Here is a 12,963-nt window from a genome sequence, read left to right as displayed (position 1 = left end):
TCATGAAATTCACTCTCTCCTGGCTCAAGGATCATCTTGAAACCACCGCGTCTCTCAATGAGATCGTCGAAACGCTCACGCGCATCGGCCTCGAGGTCGAAGGCGTGGAGGACAAGGCGAAGACGCTTGGTGCCTACATCAACGCCTATGTGATCTCCGCCGAGCAGCATCCGAATGCGGATCGGCTTCGCGTGTGCATGGTCGATACCGGCACCGGCTCGCCGATCCAGGTCGTCTGCGGCGCACCGAATGCACGCACCGGCATGAAAAGCGTGTTCGCGCCTCCCGGCACTTACATTCCTGGCAAGAACATCACGCTCGGTGTCGGCACCATTCGCGGCGTCGAAAGCGCCGGCATGCTGTGCTCGGCGGCGGAGCTGGAACTCTCCGAGGACCACGACGGCATTATCGAGCTGCCGGAAGATGCGCCTGTTGGTGTGGCTTATGCAGCTTATGCACGCCTCGACGATCCGGTGATCGAGATCAACCTCACGCCGAACCGTCCCGATTGCACGTCGATCTTCGGCATCGCGCGCGATCTCGCAGCTGCCGGTCTCGGCACGCTCAAGGGCGGGGATGTTGCTGCCATTGCGGCCAAGGGCGCATGCCCGGTCTCGGTCACGCTCGATCTCTCGGGCGAGGACGCGAAGCTCTGCCCGACCTTCGCGCTGCGTCTCGTGCGCGGTGTGAAGAACGGCCCGTCACCGGAATGGATGCAGCGTCGTCTGCTCTCCATCGGTCTGCGCCCGATCAACGCGCTCGTCGACATCACCAACTACATCACCTTCGACCGCGGCCGCCCGCTGCACGTTTTCGACGCGAAGAAGGTGAAGGGCAATCTCACCGTTCGCCGCGCGAAGGATGGCGAGGAAGTGCTGGCGCTCGATGGACGCACCTACAAGCTCGATGCGGGCAATGTGGTGATCGCCGATGAGAACAGCGTCGAATCCATCGCCGGCATCATGGGCGGTGAGCATTCCGGTTCGGACGAAGGCACGACCGACGTGCTGATCGAATCCGCTTTGTGGGACCCGCTGAACATCGCGCAGACCGGCCGCAAGCACGGCATCATCACCGATGCGCGCTACCGCTTCGAGCGCGGTGTCGATCCGGCCTTCACGGTGCCGGGTCTCGATCTCGCGACGAAGATGGTGATCGAACTCTGCGGCGGTGAGCCGACAGAGGCCGTCGTTGCCGGCAAGGTTCCGGACACCACGCGCGTCATCGAATTTCCGTATTCGGAAGTTCCGCGCCTGTCGGGCCTCGATGTGAAGCCTGTGGAATCCGAAGAGATCCTCAAGAAGCTCGGCTTCAAGGTTCAGGGTTCGGGCGAGCGCGTGAACGTCACGCCGCCGTCCTGGCGTCCTGACATCGAAGGCAAGGCTGATCTCGTCGAAGAAGTCATCCGCATCGCCGGTGTCGACCGCATCGAGCCGCAGCCGCTGCCGCGTTTAGAGGCGACGGTGGCAAAGCCGATCCTCACGCTCATCCAGAAGCGCACGCGCGTTGCCCGCCGTTCGCTCGCGATGCGTGGTTTGGTGGAAGCCGTTACCTGGTCCTTCATCTCGAAGGGCGAAGCTGAACTCTTTGGCGGCGGCGCTGCGCGTCTTGCGCTCGCGAACCCGATTGCGGCGGAACTCTCCGACATGCGCCCGAGCCTGCTGCCGGGTCTCATGAAGGCCACGCAGCGCAACGCGGATCGCGGTCTCGGTGACGTGGCGCTCTTCGAAGTCGGCCAGACCTTCGCGTCCGATGAGCCGGATGGCCAGTCGATCAAGGCCACAGCCGTACGTCGTGGCACGGCGCGCGCAGAAGGCGTCGGCCGTCACTGGAATGGCGGCGCGAAAAACGTCGATGCTTTCGATGCGAAGGCCGACGTGCTGGCGCTGCTGGCCGCGCTCGGCATTCCAGCTGGCGGCTTGCAGATCGTCGCGGGTGGTCCGGCCTGGTTCCACCCGGGCCGCTCCGGCACGCTGCAATTCGGCCCGAAGAACATCGTCGGTGCTTTCGGTGAGGTTCACCCGAAGATCCTGAAGGCGCTCGACATAAAGGGTCCGCTGGTCGCCTTCGAGCTCAACCTCGATGCGCTTGTGCCGCCCAAGGCGAAGCCCACCAAGATGAAGCCGAAGCTGAACCTGCCCGACTTCCAGCCGCTCACCCGCGACTTCGCCTTCGTGGTCGGTCGCGATGTGGCCGCGGGCGACATCGTGAAGGCTGCTCAAGGCGCCGAGCGTCAGCTCATCGTGGGCGTCGACGTGTTCGACATCTACGAGGGCACCGGCATCGACCCAGACAAAAAGTCCGTCGCAATTGCCGTCACGCTCCAGCCGACGGAAAAGACGCTGACCGACGTGGAGATCGAAGCCGTCACGGCCAAGATCGTCGCGGAGGTGTCGAAGAAGACCGGCGCGGTGCTGCGCGGATAATGGAAAGCCTGCTCGGGCGCGGTCCTAGACCGCGCCCGACGCGTCTTTGCCATTCAATGGATTCCGCTCATCCCACCCATAGCGGAACGTGTCGAAGCGCATCCCCCGCGCATCGACCATGAGAAGCCGCCCAACGAGGCTTTCTCCGAAGCCTACGATCTCCCGCATCACTTCCATGGCCATCAGGCTGCCCATGACGCCGGCAAGCGCCCCCAGCACGCCTGCCTCGGCGCAGGTGGGGATCGAGCCCGCCGGGGGCGGGGAGGGGAAGAGGCAGCGATAGGTGGGGTTGGGGCGGCCATCAGCGCCGGTCTCATAGGTCCGGATCGTGGTCAGCGAACCGTCGAACTGGCCAAGAGCCGCCGTGACCAGGGGCTTTCTCTCGAAAAAGCAGGCATCGGAGACGGCATAGCGGGTATCGAAATTGTCGGATCCATCCGCCACGATGTCGTATCTGTTGATCAGGTCGCGGGCATTCCCATGCGTCAGGCGAAGACTGTGAGTCTCCACCGCGACGTTCGGGTTGAGCTGGGAGATCGCCCTGGCAGCCACCTCTACCTTGGGAAGGCCGACATCGCCGGTCCCGAAAATCACCTGCCGCTGGAGGTTGGAGAGGGAAATCGTATCATTATCCACAACTCCGATAGTGCCGATCCCGGCAGCCGCCAGATACTGGACGAGGGGCGCGCCCAGGCCGCCGGCCCCGACCACGAGCACGCGAGCGGCTTTCAGCTTCAATTGGCCCGGCCCACCAACGTCTCGGAGCACGAGATGGCGGGCATAGCGGTCTATTTCTTCGGGATTCAGGGGCATGGGAACGAGCTTAGCGCCTCAGGACGAGCGATCAACCGTTCCGGTGGGGCGTCCGCCAAAAAGCGAAAGGACACCCTAGGCGGCAATGCTCCTTAACAATAAGGCGGAACGGGTTTCCTATGGACCCGAAGGGCGCGCCAACAAAAACGAGGCTTTAGGTTCCGCACGGTGCATTAAGGAAATAACATGCCGCTTGACAGAGACCTTGGCGTCGTGACCCTTCCCGTGCCATCGTCTCGGGGCAACCGGCCTTCAAGGCCGGCGTCAGAACAGGGAACATTGCCGATGACAGTAACCAAGTTTGGCCTCGCACTCGCGGGCCTCGCCTTCTCCGCCTCGGCTGCCTTCGCGCAGCAGGCCGCCTTCAAGCCCGCCATCGTTTACGATCTCGGCGGCAAGTTCGATAAGTCCTTCAATGAAGGCGTTCACGCGGGCGCCGAGAAGTTCAAGAAGGATACCGGTGCCGATTACCGCGATTTCGAGCCGCAGAACGACGCCCAGCGCGAGCAGGCCCTGCGCCGCTTCGCCCGCGACGGCTATTCGCCGATCGTGGCCGTGGGCTTCTCCCAGGAGACCGCGCTGAAGAAGGTCGCGGAAGAGTTCCCGAACATCAAGTTCGCCATCATCGACGCCGTCGTCGAGAAGCCGAACGTGCAGTCCGTCGTGTTCAAGGAGCACGAGGGCTCGTTCCTCGTCGGCCTTCTGGCGGCCAAGGCTTCCAAGACCAACAAGGTCGGCTTCGTGGGCGGCATGGACATTCCGCTCATCCGCAAGTTCGCCTGCGGCTACGTCCAGGGTGTGAAATACGCCAACAAGGACGCCGAAGTGTTCCAGAACATGACCGGCACCACGGGCGCCGCATGGGGTGACCCGGTGAAGGGTGGCGAACTCGCAAAGGGCCAGATCGATCGCGGCGCGGACGTGGTTTACCACGCAGCCGGCGGCACCGGCATCGGCGTGCTGCGCGCCACCGTGGACGCGGGCAAGCTCGGCATCGGCGTCGATTCGAACCAGAACGGCCTGCACCCGGGCAAGATGCTGACCTCCATGGTTAAGCGCGTGGATGTCGCCACCTATAACGCCTTCGACCAGGCCAAGAAGAACACCTTCAAGGCCGGCGTCTCGGTTCTCGGCCTCAATGAGGACGGCGTGGCATGGGCGCTCGACGACAACAACAAGGCGCTGATCACGCCCGAGATGAAGGCCGCCGCCGACAAAGCCGCCGCCGATATCAAGTCGGGCGCCATCAAGGTGCATGACTACATGTCGGACTCCAAGTGCCCGATGTAATCTGACGTATGGCTCCGGCCGCAGGCCCAAAAAAGGGTCTGCGGCCGGATCTCTTTTTAAGTATCTGCTTTTCCTTTAGGATCCGGCACATCCACCCTCACTCAGCCGGACAGTGACCAGAGGCCGATGTCCCCCGCGATTGAACTCATTGCGATCAACAAGAGCTTCGGCGCCGTTCACGCCAACAGGAATGTGAACCTCTCCGTCGAGCGCGGCACGATCCACGGCATCGTGGGTGAGAACGGGGCCGGGAAGTCGACGCTGATGTCGATCCTCTACGGCTTCTATGAGGCCGATTCCGGCGAGATCCGCGTCAACGGCCAGCCGATCCGAATCCGATCCTCCAACGATGCCATTCATGCGGGCATCGGCATGGTGCATCAGCACTTCATGCTGGTGGAGCCGCTGACCGTGGTCGAGAACGTGATGCTCGGCGCCGAAGGCGGCGCCATGCTGCGCGTGGGCGAGGCCAAGGTGCGCAAGGAGCTTGCGCGGCTCGCAAACGATTACGGCCTCGAAATCGATGTGGATGCCACCGTCGGCGAACTCTCCGTCGGTCTTCAGCAGCGTGTGGAAATTCTCAAAGCCCTCTATCGCGGCGCCGATATCCTCATTCTCGACGAACCTACCGCCGTGCTCACGCCGCCGGAAGCGGATGCTTTGTTCGAATTGCTGCGCTCGCTGAAGGAGCAGGGCAAGACCGTCATCCTCATCACGCACAAGCTGCGCGAGATCATGGCGATCACGGATCGCGTCTCGGTGATGCGTCGCGGCGAAATGGTCGCGACTGTCGAGACGGCCAACACCTCGCCGCCGGAACTGGCGGAGCTGATGGTGGGCCGCCGCGTGCTTCTGCGCGTCGAGAAATCGGAAAAGACACCCGGCGCACCTCTCCTTGAAATCGAAAATCTCACCGTCATCGACAACCGTGGCGTCCTGCGCGTCGCCAATGCGTCGCTCACGGTCCGCGCCGGCGAGATCGTCGGCATCGCGGGCGTCGCGGGCAACGGACAGAGCGAATTGCTCGAAGCGATTGCCGGCATGCGCCAGCCGGTGCTCGGCACCATGCGCCTCGACGGCAAGCCGATCCATTTCTCGCAGCACAACCCGCATGACATGCGAAAGGCAGGCCTTCTGCACGTGCCGGAAGATCGCCTGCGCATGGGCCTCGTGCCCGCCTTCCCGGCTTTCGAGAGCGCGATCCTCGGCTTCAGCGATGAACCGCAGCTCGGGCGCGGGCCGATCCTCGATCATGACCGCCTTATCGCCGATCTCGCGAAGAAGATGGAGCAGTACGATGTGCGCCCGCCCGCGCCGCGTCTGAAATCTTCCAAGTTCTCCGGCGGCAATCAGCAGAAGATCGTGCTGGCGCGCGAGATCGAGCGCAATCCGAAGGTGCTGCTCGTGGGCCAGCCCACGCGCGGCGTCGATATCGGCGCCATCGAGTTCATCCATCGCCGTCTCATCGCGCTCCGCGATGCGGGCGTCGGCATTCTGCTCGTGTCGGTGGAACTCGACGAGATCATGAATCTCTCTGACCGCATTCTCACCATGTGCGGCGGCAAGATTACGGGTGAGCGCATCGCGTCCCAGACGAACGAGCAGGATCTCGGCCTGCTCATGGCCGGCGTAACGGATGAGGCCGCATGATGCAGCCGCGATTGACGCTGGTCACGCTTGGCGTGGCCGATCTCGCAAAATCACGGGCCTTCTATGAAGCCTGGGGCTGGAAAGCCTCCAGCGCGAGCCAGCCAAGCGTCGTCTTCTTCCAGGCGAATGGATTAGCTCTCGGCCTGTTCGGCCGTGCCGATCTGGCGGCCGATGCGCATGTGGAGGACAAGCCGACCGGCTTTGCCGCCATCACGCTTGCCTACAATGCCCGCTCCAAGCAGGAAGCGGATGAGGTCTATGCCCTCGCCGTCACTGCCGGCGCCAGCAAAGTGAAGCCGCCGCAGGACGTGTTCTGGGGCGGCTACTCGGGCTATTTCGCCGATCCTGACGGGCATCTCTGGGAAGTTGCCTGGAACCCGTTCTTCCCTCTCGACGAACAGGGCCACCTGTTCCTTCCGGACAGTCAGACGTGAGCGCACCTATCGACATGCCCAAATGGGCCGACACGGTCCTGGTTCCCGCGATTTCCGTGATCGCGGCCTTCCTCATTGCGGGTCTCGTGGTGCTCGGCATCGGCGAGAACCCGCTGACCGCGACCAAGTACCTGCTGCAAGGCAGCCTCGGCACCGGCGAAGGCCTGGGCTTTACCCTGTTCTACGCCACCGACTTCATCTTCGTCGGGCTTGCAGTGGCGGTGGCCTATCATGCCGGTCTCTTCAATATCGGCGGTGAAGGCCAGGCAACGCTCGCGGGCCTCGGCATCGCGCTCGTGCTCAACAATCTCAGCTTCCTGCCGGGCTTCCTGCTGATCCCCCTCGGCATCCTCGGTGCCGCTGCTTTCGGCGCTGCCTGGGCCGCCATTCCCGGCTATCTGCAGGCCAAGCGCGGCAGCCACATCGTCATCACCACGATCATGTTCAACTGGCTTGCCAGCGTGCTGATCGTCTATCTGCTGGTGAACGTGCTGCGCGAGCCGCAATCCATGAACCCGGAGACGCGCACCTTCCCTGACGCGTCGCATATCCCCTTCATGCACGAGGTCTTCGCCGCCTTCGGCATCGAGATCCCCGCGTCACAGCTCAACCTCACGCTCGTGCTGGCCCTGGCCGCGGCCTATTTCGTATGGCTGCTCATCTACCGCTCGCGCCTCGGCTATGCGATCCGCGTCGTCGGCTCGAACCCGACCGCCGCGGTCTATGCGGGCATCTCGCCCGCGCGCATCATCATCATTGCCATGGTGATCTCCGGCGCACTCGCCGGCGGCCTCGCGGTCAACGAGCTCATGGGCTACCAGCACCGCCTGTTACTGGAATTCACTTCCGGCTACGGCTTCGTCGGCATCGCGGTGGCGCTCATGGGCCGCGCGCATCCGGTCGGTATCGTGCTGGCCTCGCTCCTGTTCGGCATTCTCTATCAGGGCGGCGCGGAGCTGGCCTTCGAGCAGCCCAACATCACCCGCGACATGGTGGTGGTGATCGGTGGCATCATCATCCTGTTCGCCGGCGCGCTCGATGGCCTGTTCAGGCGCATCGTGGCGCATGTCATGACACGCCAGAAACTCGCGGGGGCATGATCATGGATCTCGGCATCATCGCAACCATTCTCGACTCGGCCCTTCGGCTTTCCATTCCGCTGCTGGCGGCGTGCCTTGCAGGTCTCTGGTCGGAGCGTTCGGGCGTCGTCGATATCGGCCTCGAAGGCAAGATGCTGGTCGCGGCCTTTGCCTCCGCTGCCGGTGCTTATGCATTCGATTCCGCATGGATCGGCCTGATTCTCGGCATTCTCGCATCCGTTGGCTTCTCGCTCATCCACGGCTTTGCCTCCATCAGCCAGCGCGGCAACCAGATCGTGTCGGGTGTCGCCATCAACATGCTGGCGGCGGGCCTGACCGCCATCGTCGGCAATGCGTGGTACAGCCAGGGCGGACGCACGCCGCCGCTCGAAGGCGATCAGCGCTTCGGCGGAATTCTCTTTGGCCATTCCGCTCTGGTCTATCTCGTTCTTCTCGCGGTGCCGGTGACGTGGTTCGTGCTCGGCCGCACGCGCTTCGGTCTTCGCCTGCGCGCGGTCGGCGAAAACCCGGCGGCGGTGGATACGGCGGGCATTTCGGTGACGGCCTTGCGCTATTCCGCCGTGGTGATCGGCGGCGTGTTGTGCGGCTTTGGCGGCGCTTATCTCTCCGTCGCGCAGGCAGCGGGCTTCCTTCCCAACATGACGGCGGGGCGAGGCTTCATCGCGCTCGCCGCGCTCATCTTCGCGAAATGGCGCGCATGGCCGGCGCTCGGAGCCTGCTTCCTCTTCGGCTTCCTCGATGCCTTCGCCAACCAGTTGCAGGGCCGCTCGCTTCCGTTCATCGGCGAGGTGCCGGTGCAGGCGATTCAGGCGATGCCCTATCTTCTCACCGTCATCCTGCTCGCCGGCGTCATCGGCACCGCAATCCCGCCGCGCGCCTCCGGCGTGCCCTATGTGAAGGAGCGCTGAGCATGCCATCGCTCAACACCTTGTTCGAAGCCGCCAAGGCTATCCAGACCAGAGCCTATGTGCCCTATTCCCGCTTCAAGGTGGGAGCTGCGATTGCAACACCGGACGGCCAGATGTTTACCGGCTGCAACGTGGAGAACGCCGCCTATCCGGTGGGCTCTTGCGCGGAAGCAGGTGCCATCTCCGCCATGATCGCGGGTGGTGGAAGCGCGATCCACGAGATCGTGGTGATCGGCGATGGCGAGAATCTCGTCACGCCCTGCGGCGGCTGCCGCCAGCGCATCCGCGAATTCGGGTTGCCCGATACGAAGATTCATATCGCGGGGCCTGAGGGCATCCGCAAAAGCTTCACCTTGGAAGAGTTGCTGCCGTTCTCGTTCGGGCCGGATAATCTGACGAACCGTTGATTGGAAGATGAGGTCCGTCTGCGGACCTCGCGCAATGGAAGGAAGGCTCAAGTAAGAGCCTGAAAAGACGATGATGCACCAGAACGTTCAAGAGGCCGCCGAATTCGTGCGCGCCCGCGGTTTCGATGGCCGCTTCGATGCAGCCTTCGTGCTCGGCACCGGCCTCGGCACCTTGGTCGATGAGGTGAGCGACGCGGTAAGCCTCGCCTATGCCGAGATCCCTCATTTCCCGAAGAGCGGCGTATCGGGACACGCGGGCAAGCTCGTCGCCGGCACGCTGGAGGGCAAACGCGTCCTCCTGTTCCAGGGCCGCGCGCATTATTACGAGACGGGCGATGCGGGCGCGATGCGTCTGCCCATCGCCTTCATCAAGGAACTCGGCATTCCGGTATTGGTTGCGACGAATGCGGCAGGCTCCGTTCGCGCGAATATCCGCCCCGGCAGCCTTGTGGCGATCAACGATCACCTTAATCTCTCCGGCGGCAATCCGCTGCTGCGCGATCACACGGAAGGCCGCTTCGTGTCGCTGACCGGCGCTTATGACGAGGGCCTGCGCGAGGCCCTGCAGCGCGCCGCGAAGAAGACCGGCATCGACGTTCCCGAGGGCGTCTATGCCTGGCTCTCGGGCCCGAGCTTCGAGACGCCCGCCGAAATCAAGATGGTGCAGATCCTCGGTGGCGATCTCGTGGGCATGTCCACGGTGCCGGAAGTGATCCTCGCGCGCTATTACGGCTTGAAGGTCGCGGCGATCTCCGTCGTCACCAATCTCGCCGCCGGCATCGAGGGCGCTTCTCCCTCGCACCAGGAAACCAAGGATACGGCGGCGGAAGCCTCCGAGAAGTTCAAGCGCCTCATCCGATCATTCGTCGCGGAGATGTAAAATGTCCGATGCGCTCATTGCCCAGCGCGCGCTGCGCTCACTCGATCTCACCGATCTCAACGACAATTGCACCGATCAGGCTATCGATGCGCTCTGCAAAAAAGCGCTCGATCCGCGCGGGCCGGTCGCCGCTGTCTGCGTGTGGCCGCAATTCGTGAAACGTGCGCAGGAAAACCTGAAAGGCTCGCCCGTTCGCATCGCGACGGTGGTGAACTTTCCCGCCGGTGGCGAGGACGTGAGCCGCGTCGCTGACGACACGCAGGAGGCCCTGTCGGACGGCGCGAACGAGATCGATCTCGTTTTGCCCTACAATGCCCTGCGCCGAGGCGATGTCGCCATTGCCCGCGAGATGATCGAGGCCGTGCGCGAACGCGTGGATGGTAACCGCCTGCTCAAGGTCATTCTGGAAACGGGTGAATTGAAGGACGCAGGCTTGATCGATGCGGCAAGCCGTCTGTCCATCGAAGCAGGCGCCGATTTCATCAAGACCTCGACAGGCAAGACGCCGGTTTCCGCAACACCCGAAGCCGCCGAGATCATGCTCAATGCCATCAAGGCTTCGGGGCGCAAGGTCGGCCTCAAGCCCTCCGGCGGCATCCGCACTGTCGAGGATGCGAAAATCTATCTCGATCTCGCGGATCGCATCATGGGGCAGGGCTGGGCCACGCCACAGACTTTCCGCATCGGCGCGAGCAGCGTCTACGATACCCTGATCGCCGCGATCGAAGGGCGCGCGGGATCCGCCGCCACCGGAGCGTACTGATATGAGTCATCATCTGCCGCAGGAAATCATCCGCCGCAAGCGCGACGGTGGAACGCTCCAGGCTGAGGAGATCGAGGCCTTCATTCAGGGCCTCACAGCCGGCCGCGTGTCTGAAGGCCAAGCGGCCTCCTTCGCCATGGCGATCTTCTTCCGGGGCCTCACCGTGCCGGAACGCGTGGCGCTGACTCGCGCGATGATGAATTCCGGCGAGGTGCTGAAGTGGGACCTGCCCGGCCCCGTGCTCGACAAGCATTCGACCGGCGGTGTGGGCGATACGGTGAGCCTCGCGCTCGGCCCTGCGGTCGCCGCCTGCGGAGGCTATGTGCCGATGATTTCGGGCCGTGGCCTTGGCCATACCGGCGGCACGCTCGACAAGTTCGATTCCATTCCCGGCTACGTGACGCAGCCCGACATCGACACCTTCCGGCGCGTGACGCACGAGGTCGGTTGCGCGATCATCGGCCAGACGGCGGATCTCGCGCCTGCCGACAAGCGCCTCTACGCCATTCGCGACGTCACGGCGACGGTAGAATCCATCGATCTCATCACCGCATCCATTCTCTCGAAGAAGCTGTCCGCAGGTCTTCAGGGTCTCGTGATGGATGTGAAGTTCGGCTCCGGCGCGTTCATGGACAACGCGAAGGATGCGCGCGCATTGGCCGAGAGCCTCGTGCTCGTCGCCAATGGCGCAGGACTGCCCACGAGTGCTCTGCTCACCGATATGGACCAGCCTCTCGCATCCGCCGCGGGCAACGCCGTCGAGATGGCCTACGCGGTCGATTATCTGACCGGCCGTCGCCGCGAGAAGCGCTTCCATGAAGTGACGGTCGAGCTGTCGGCGGAGATGCTGGTGCTCGGCAAGCTTGCCGCCGACATCGTGGAAGCACGCGCGAAGATCGAGCATGCGATTTCCTCCGGCAAGGCTGCCGAGGTGTTCCAGCGCATGGTCGTCGCGCTCGGCGGTCCGTCCGATCTTCTGGAGAAGCATAAGCAGCACTTGCAGGCCGCGCCGATCATCCGCCCAATTTTTGCTGAAAGTGCAGGCATCGTGCAGAAGATCGCGACGCGCGATATCGGCGTTGCCGTCGTGGCGCTGGGCGGCGGACGCACGCGCCCGCAGGATCCTATCGATCACGCGGTCGGTCTTACCGATCTGGCGGAGGTCGGTGCGAGCGTCGATCAGGATCGTCCGCTCGCCATCGTTCATGCACGCAGCGAAGCGGCAGCCGAGGCAGCGGCACGCGCCGTTCGCGCATCCTACACCATCGGCCAGACGAAGCCTGCGGCGAGCAAGCTCGTTCTCGAACGCATCGGAGTGCAGGGATGACACTGCTCGTTGCTCTCACGTGGGATCCGAAGCCCTGGGTCGAGCGCTTTCGCAAGGTGCTGCCCGACCGCGACATCGTTGTGCTCGGTGAGGGTTTCGACAAATCCCGCGTGGAGTATGTTGCCACGTGGGGCCCGAAGCCAGGAAGTCTCTCAGGCCTGCCAAGCCTGCGCGCGCTCTTCTCGCTTGGCGCCGGTGTCGATCATCTGATGAGCTATCCGGATCTTCCTGATGTGCCCATCGTGCGCGTCGCGCAAGATGATCTCACCCATCGCATGAGCGAATATGTGGTCATGCACTGCCTCATGCATCTGCGCGATCAGCACCGCTTCGATGAGGATCAGCGCGCGAAGCGGTGGCAGCCGGACCGCGCGCCGCCGATTGCCGGCGATGTGCGCGTGGGCATCATGGGATTCGGCGTGCTGGGCCAGGATGCCGCGCGCAAGCTCAAGGTGATGGGCTTCGACGTGGCGGGCTGGAGCCGCACGGCCAAGAATGTCGAAGGCTTCGAGATCTATTCCGGCGAGGACGGGTTGTCCGCTTTCCTCGCCCGCACGGATATCCTGGTCAGCCTTATCCCGCTCACGCCGGATACGAGCGGCATTCTCAGTCGCTCGCTGTTCCAGAAGCTGGCGCATGACGGCAGGCTTGGTGGGCCTGTTCTCATCAACGCGGGACGCGGCAAGCTGCAGGTGGAGACCGATATTCTCGCCTGTCTCGACGATGGCACCCTGAAAGCAGCAACGCTCGACGTGTTCGAAGTGGAACCGCTGCCGCAGGATTCTCCACTCTGGACGCACCCGCGCGTCACCATCTCACCGCACAATGCCGCGACGAGCGAGCCTGAAGCGACGGCACGCTACATCGCCGATCAGATCAGGCGTCATGAAGCAGGTGAAGCGCTAGAGAACATCGTGGATCGTGCGCGGGGATATTAAGCTCTCCCCCTGTCATGGCCGCATGTG

General features: G+C 63.5%; 12 protein-coding genes. 11 read left to right on the top strand and 1 reads right to left on the bottom strand.

From position 1 onward, the window contains the following. Nucleotides 1-2: 2 nt before the first annotated feature. Nucleotides 3-2,426, top strand: coding sequence for a phenylalanine--tRNA ligase subunit beta (pheT, locus tag AB4Y85_RS03700; protein ID WP_441983501.1), 2,424 nt, complete (start codon nt 3-5; stop codon nt 2,424-2,426). 24 nt (nt 2,427-2,450) lie between these two features. Here pheT and AB4Y85_RS03695 read toward each other — a convergent pair whose 3' ends face one another. Then, nucleotides 2,451-3,239, bottom strand: coding sequence for a HesA/MoeB/ThiF family protein (locus tag AB4Y85_RS03695; protein ID WP_441983500.1), 789 nt, complete (start codon nt 3,237-3,239; stop codon nt 2,451-2,453). Nucleotides 3,240-3,524: 285 nt separating this feature from the next. Here AB4Y85_RS03695 and AB4Y85_RS03690 point away from each other — a divergent pair, with 285 nt between their 5' ends. From AB4Y85_RS03690 to AB4Y85_RS03645, 10 genes are all read left to right on the top strand, one after another. After that, entirely contained in the window at nt 3,525-4,529 is a 1,005-nt protein-coding gene (locus tag AB4Y85_RS03690) for a BMP family lipoprotein (protein ID WP_441983499.1), read from the top strand. A gap of 126 nt (nt 4,530-4,655) precedes the next feature. Beyond that, a complete protein-coding gene (locus tag AB4Y85_RS03685; protein ID WP_441983498.1) occupies nt 4,656-6,179 on the top strand; it encodes an ABC transporter ATP-binding protein in 1,524 nt (507 codons plus the stop codon). After that, a complete protein-coding gene (locus AB4Y85_RS03680; protein WP_441983702.1) occupies nt 6,179-6,613 on the top strand; it encodes a VOC family protein in 435 nt (144 codons plus the stop codon). The genes AB4Y85_RS03685 and AB4Y85_RS03680 overlap by 1 nt, the downstream gene beginning before the upstream one ends. Then, a complete protein-coding gene (locus AB4Y85_RS03675; RefSeq protein ID WP_441983497.1) occupies nt 6,610-7,713 on the top strand; it encodes an ABC transporter permease in 1,104 nt (367 codons plus the stop codon). The genes AB4Y85_RS03680 and AB4Y85_RS03675 overlap by 4 nt, the downstream gene beginning before the upstream one ends. 2 nt (nt 7,714-7,715) lie before the next feature. Continuing rightward, nucleotides 7,716-8,621, top strand: coding sequence for an ABC transporter permease (locus AB4Y85_RS03670; RefSeq protein WP_441983496.1), 906 nt, complete (start codon nt 7,716-7,718; stop codon nt 8,619-8,621). A gap of 2 nt (nt 8,622-8,623) precedes the next feature. Continuing rightward, nucleotides 8,624-9,028, top strand: coding sequence for a cytidine deaminase (locus tag AB4Y85_RS03665; RefSeq protein ID WP_441983495.1), 405 nt, complete (start codon nt 8,624-8,626; stop codon nt 9,026-9,028). A 70-nt stretch (nt 9,029-9,098) separates the two neighbouring features. Further along, on the top strand, nt 9,099-9,908 hold the full coding sequence (locus AB4Y85_RS03660; protein ID WP_441983494.1) for a purine-nucleoside phosphorylase: 810 nt from the start codon (nt 9,099-9,101) through the stop codon (nt 9,906-9,908). Between the two features lies 1 nt (nt 9,909). Then, nucleotides 9,910-10,671 carry a deoxyribose-phosphate aldolase gene (deoC, locus tag AB4Y85_RS03655; RefSeq protein ID WP_441983493.1) on the top strand — a complete coding sequence of 254 codons (762 nt, stop codon included), beginning with the start codon at nt 9,910-9,912 and terminating at the stop codon, nt 10,669-10,671. Between the two features lies 1 nt (nt 10,672). Next, nucleotides 10,673-11,998, top strand: a complete 1,326-nt coding sequence (gene deoA, locus AB4Y85_RS03650; protein ID WP_441983492.1) for a thymidine phosphorylase — start codon at nt 10,673-10,675, stop codon at nt 11,996-11,998. Continuing rightward, on the top strand, nt 11,995-12,936 hold the full coding sequence (locus AB4Y85_RS03645) for a 2-hydroxyacid dehydrogenase (protein ID WP_441983491.1): 942 nt from the start codon (nt 11,995-11,997) through the stop codon (nt 12,934-12,936). The genes deoA and AB4Y85_RS03645 overlap by 4 nt, the downstream gene beginning before the upstream one ends. The last annotated feature ends 27 nt before the right edge of the window (nt 12,937-12,963 follow it).

It is taken from the genome of Microvirga sp. 2YAF29, assembly GCF_052114605.1.
GTDB lineage: Bacteria > Pseudomonadota > Alphaproteobacteria > Rhizobiales > Beijerinckiaceae > Microvirga.
The sequence above is the reverse complement of the archived record's forward strand: the minus strand, read 5'-3'. Positions and strand labels throughout refer to the sequence as shown.

Coding starts and splice junctions, on each gene's coding strand:
- AB4Y85_RS03680 (WP_441983702.1), top strand. CDS start 6,179: ATGCAGCCGCGATTGACGCTGGTCACGCTTGGCGTGGCCGATCTCGCA.
- AB4Y85_RS03685 (WP_441983498.1), top strand. CDS start 4,656: ATGTCCCCCGCGATTGAACTCATTGCGATCAACAAGAGCTTCGGCGCC.
- deoC (WP_441983493.1), top strand. CDS start 9,910: ATGTCCGATGCGCTCATTGCCCAGCGCGCGCTGCGCTCACTCGATCTC.
- pheT (WP_441983501.1), top strand. CDS start 3: ATGAAATTCACTCTCTCCTGGCTCAAGGATCATCTTGAAACCACCGCG.
- AB4Y85_RS03665 (WP_441983495.1), top strand. CDS start 8,624: ATGCCATCGCTCAACACCTTGTTCGAAGCCGCCAAGGCTATCCAGACC.
- deoA (WP_441983492.1), top strand. CDS start 10,673: ATGAGTCATCATCTGCCGCAGGAAATCATCCGCCGCAAGCGCGACGGT.
- AB4Y85_RS03695 (WP_441983500.1), bottom strand. CDS start 3,239: ATGCCCCTGAATCCCGAAGAAATAGACCGCTATGCCCGCCATCTCGTG.
- AB4Y85_RS03645 (WP_441983491.1), top strand. CDS start 11,995: ATGACACTGCTCGTTGCTCTCACGTGGGATCCGAAGCCCTGGGTCGAG.
- AB4Y85_RS03670 (WP_441983496.1), top strand. CDS start 7,716: ATGGATCTCGGCATCATCGCAACCATTCTCGACTCGGCCCTTCGGCTT.
- AB4Y85_RS03690 (WP_441983499.1), top strand. CDS start 3,525: ATGACAGTAACCAAGTTTGGCCTCGCACTCGCGGGCCTCGCCTTCTCC.
- AB4Y85_RS03660 (WP_441983494.1), top strand. CDS start 9,099: ATGATGCACCAGAACGTTCAAGAGGCCGCCGAATTCGTGCGCGCCCGC.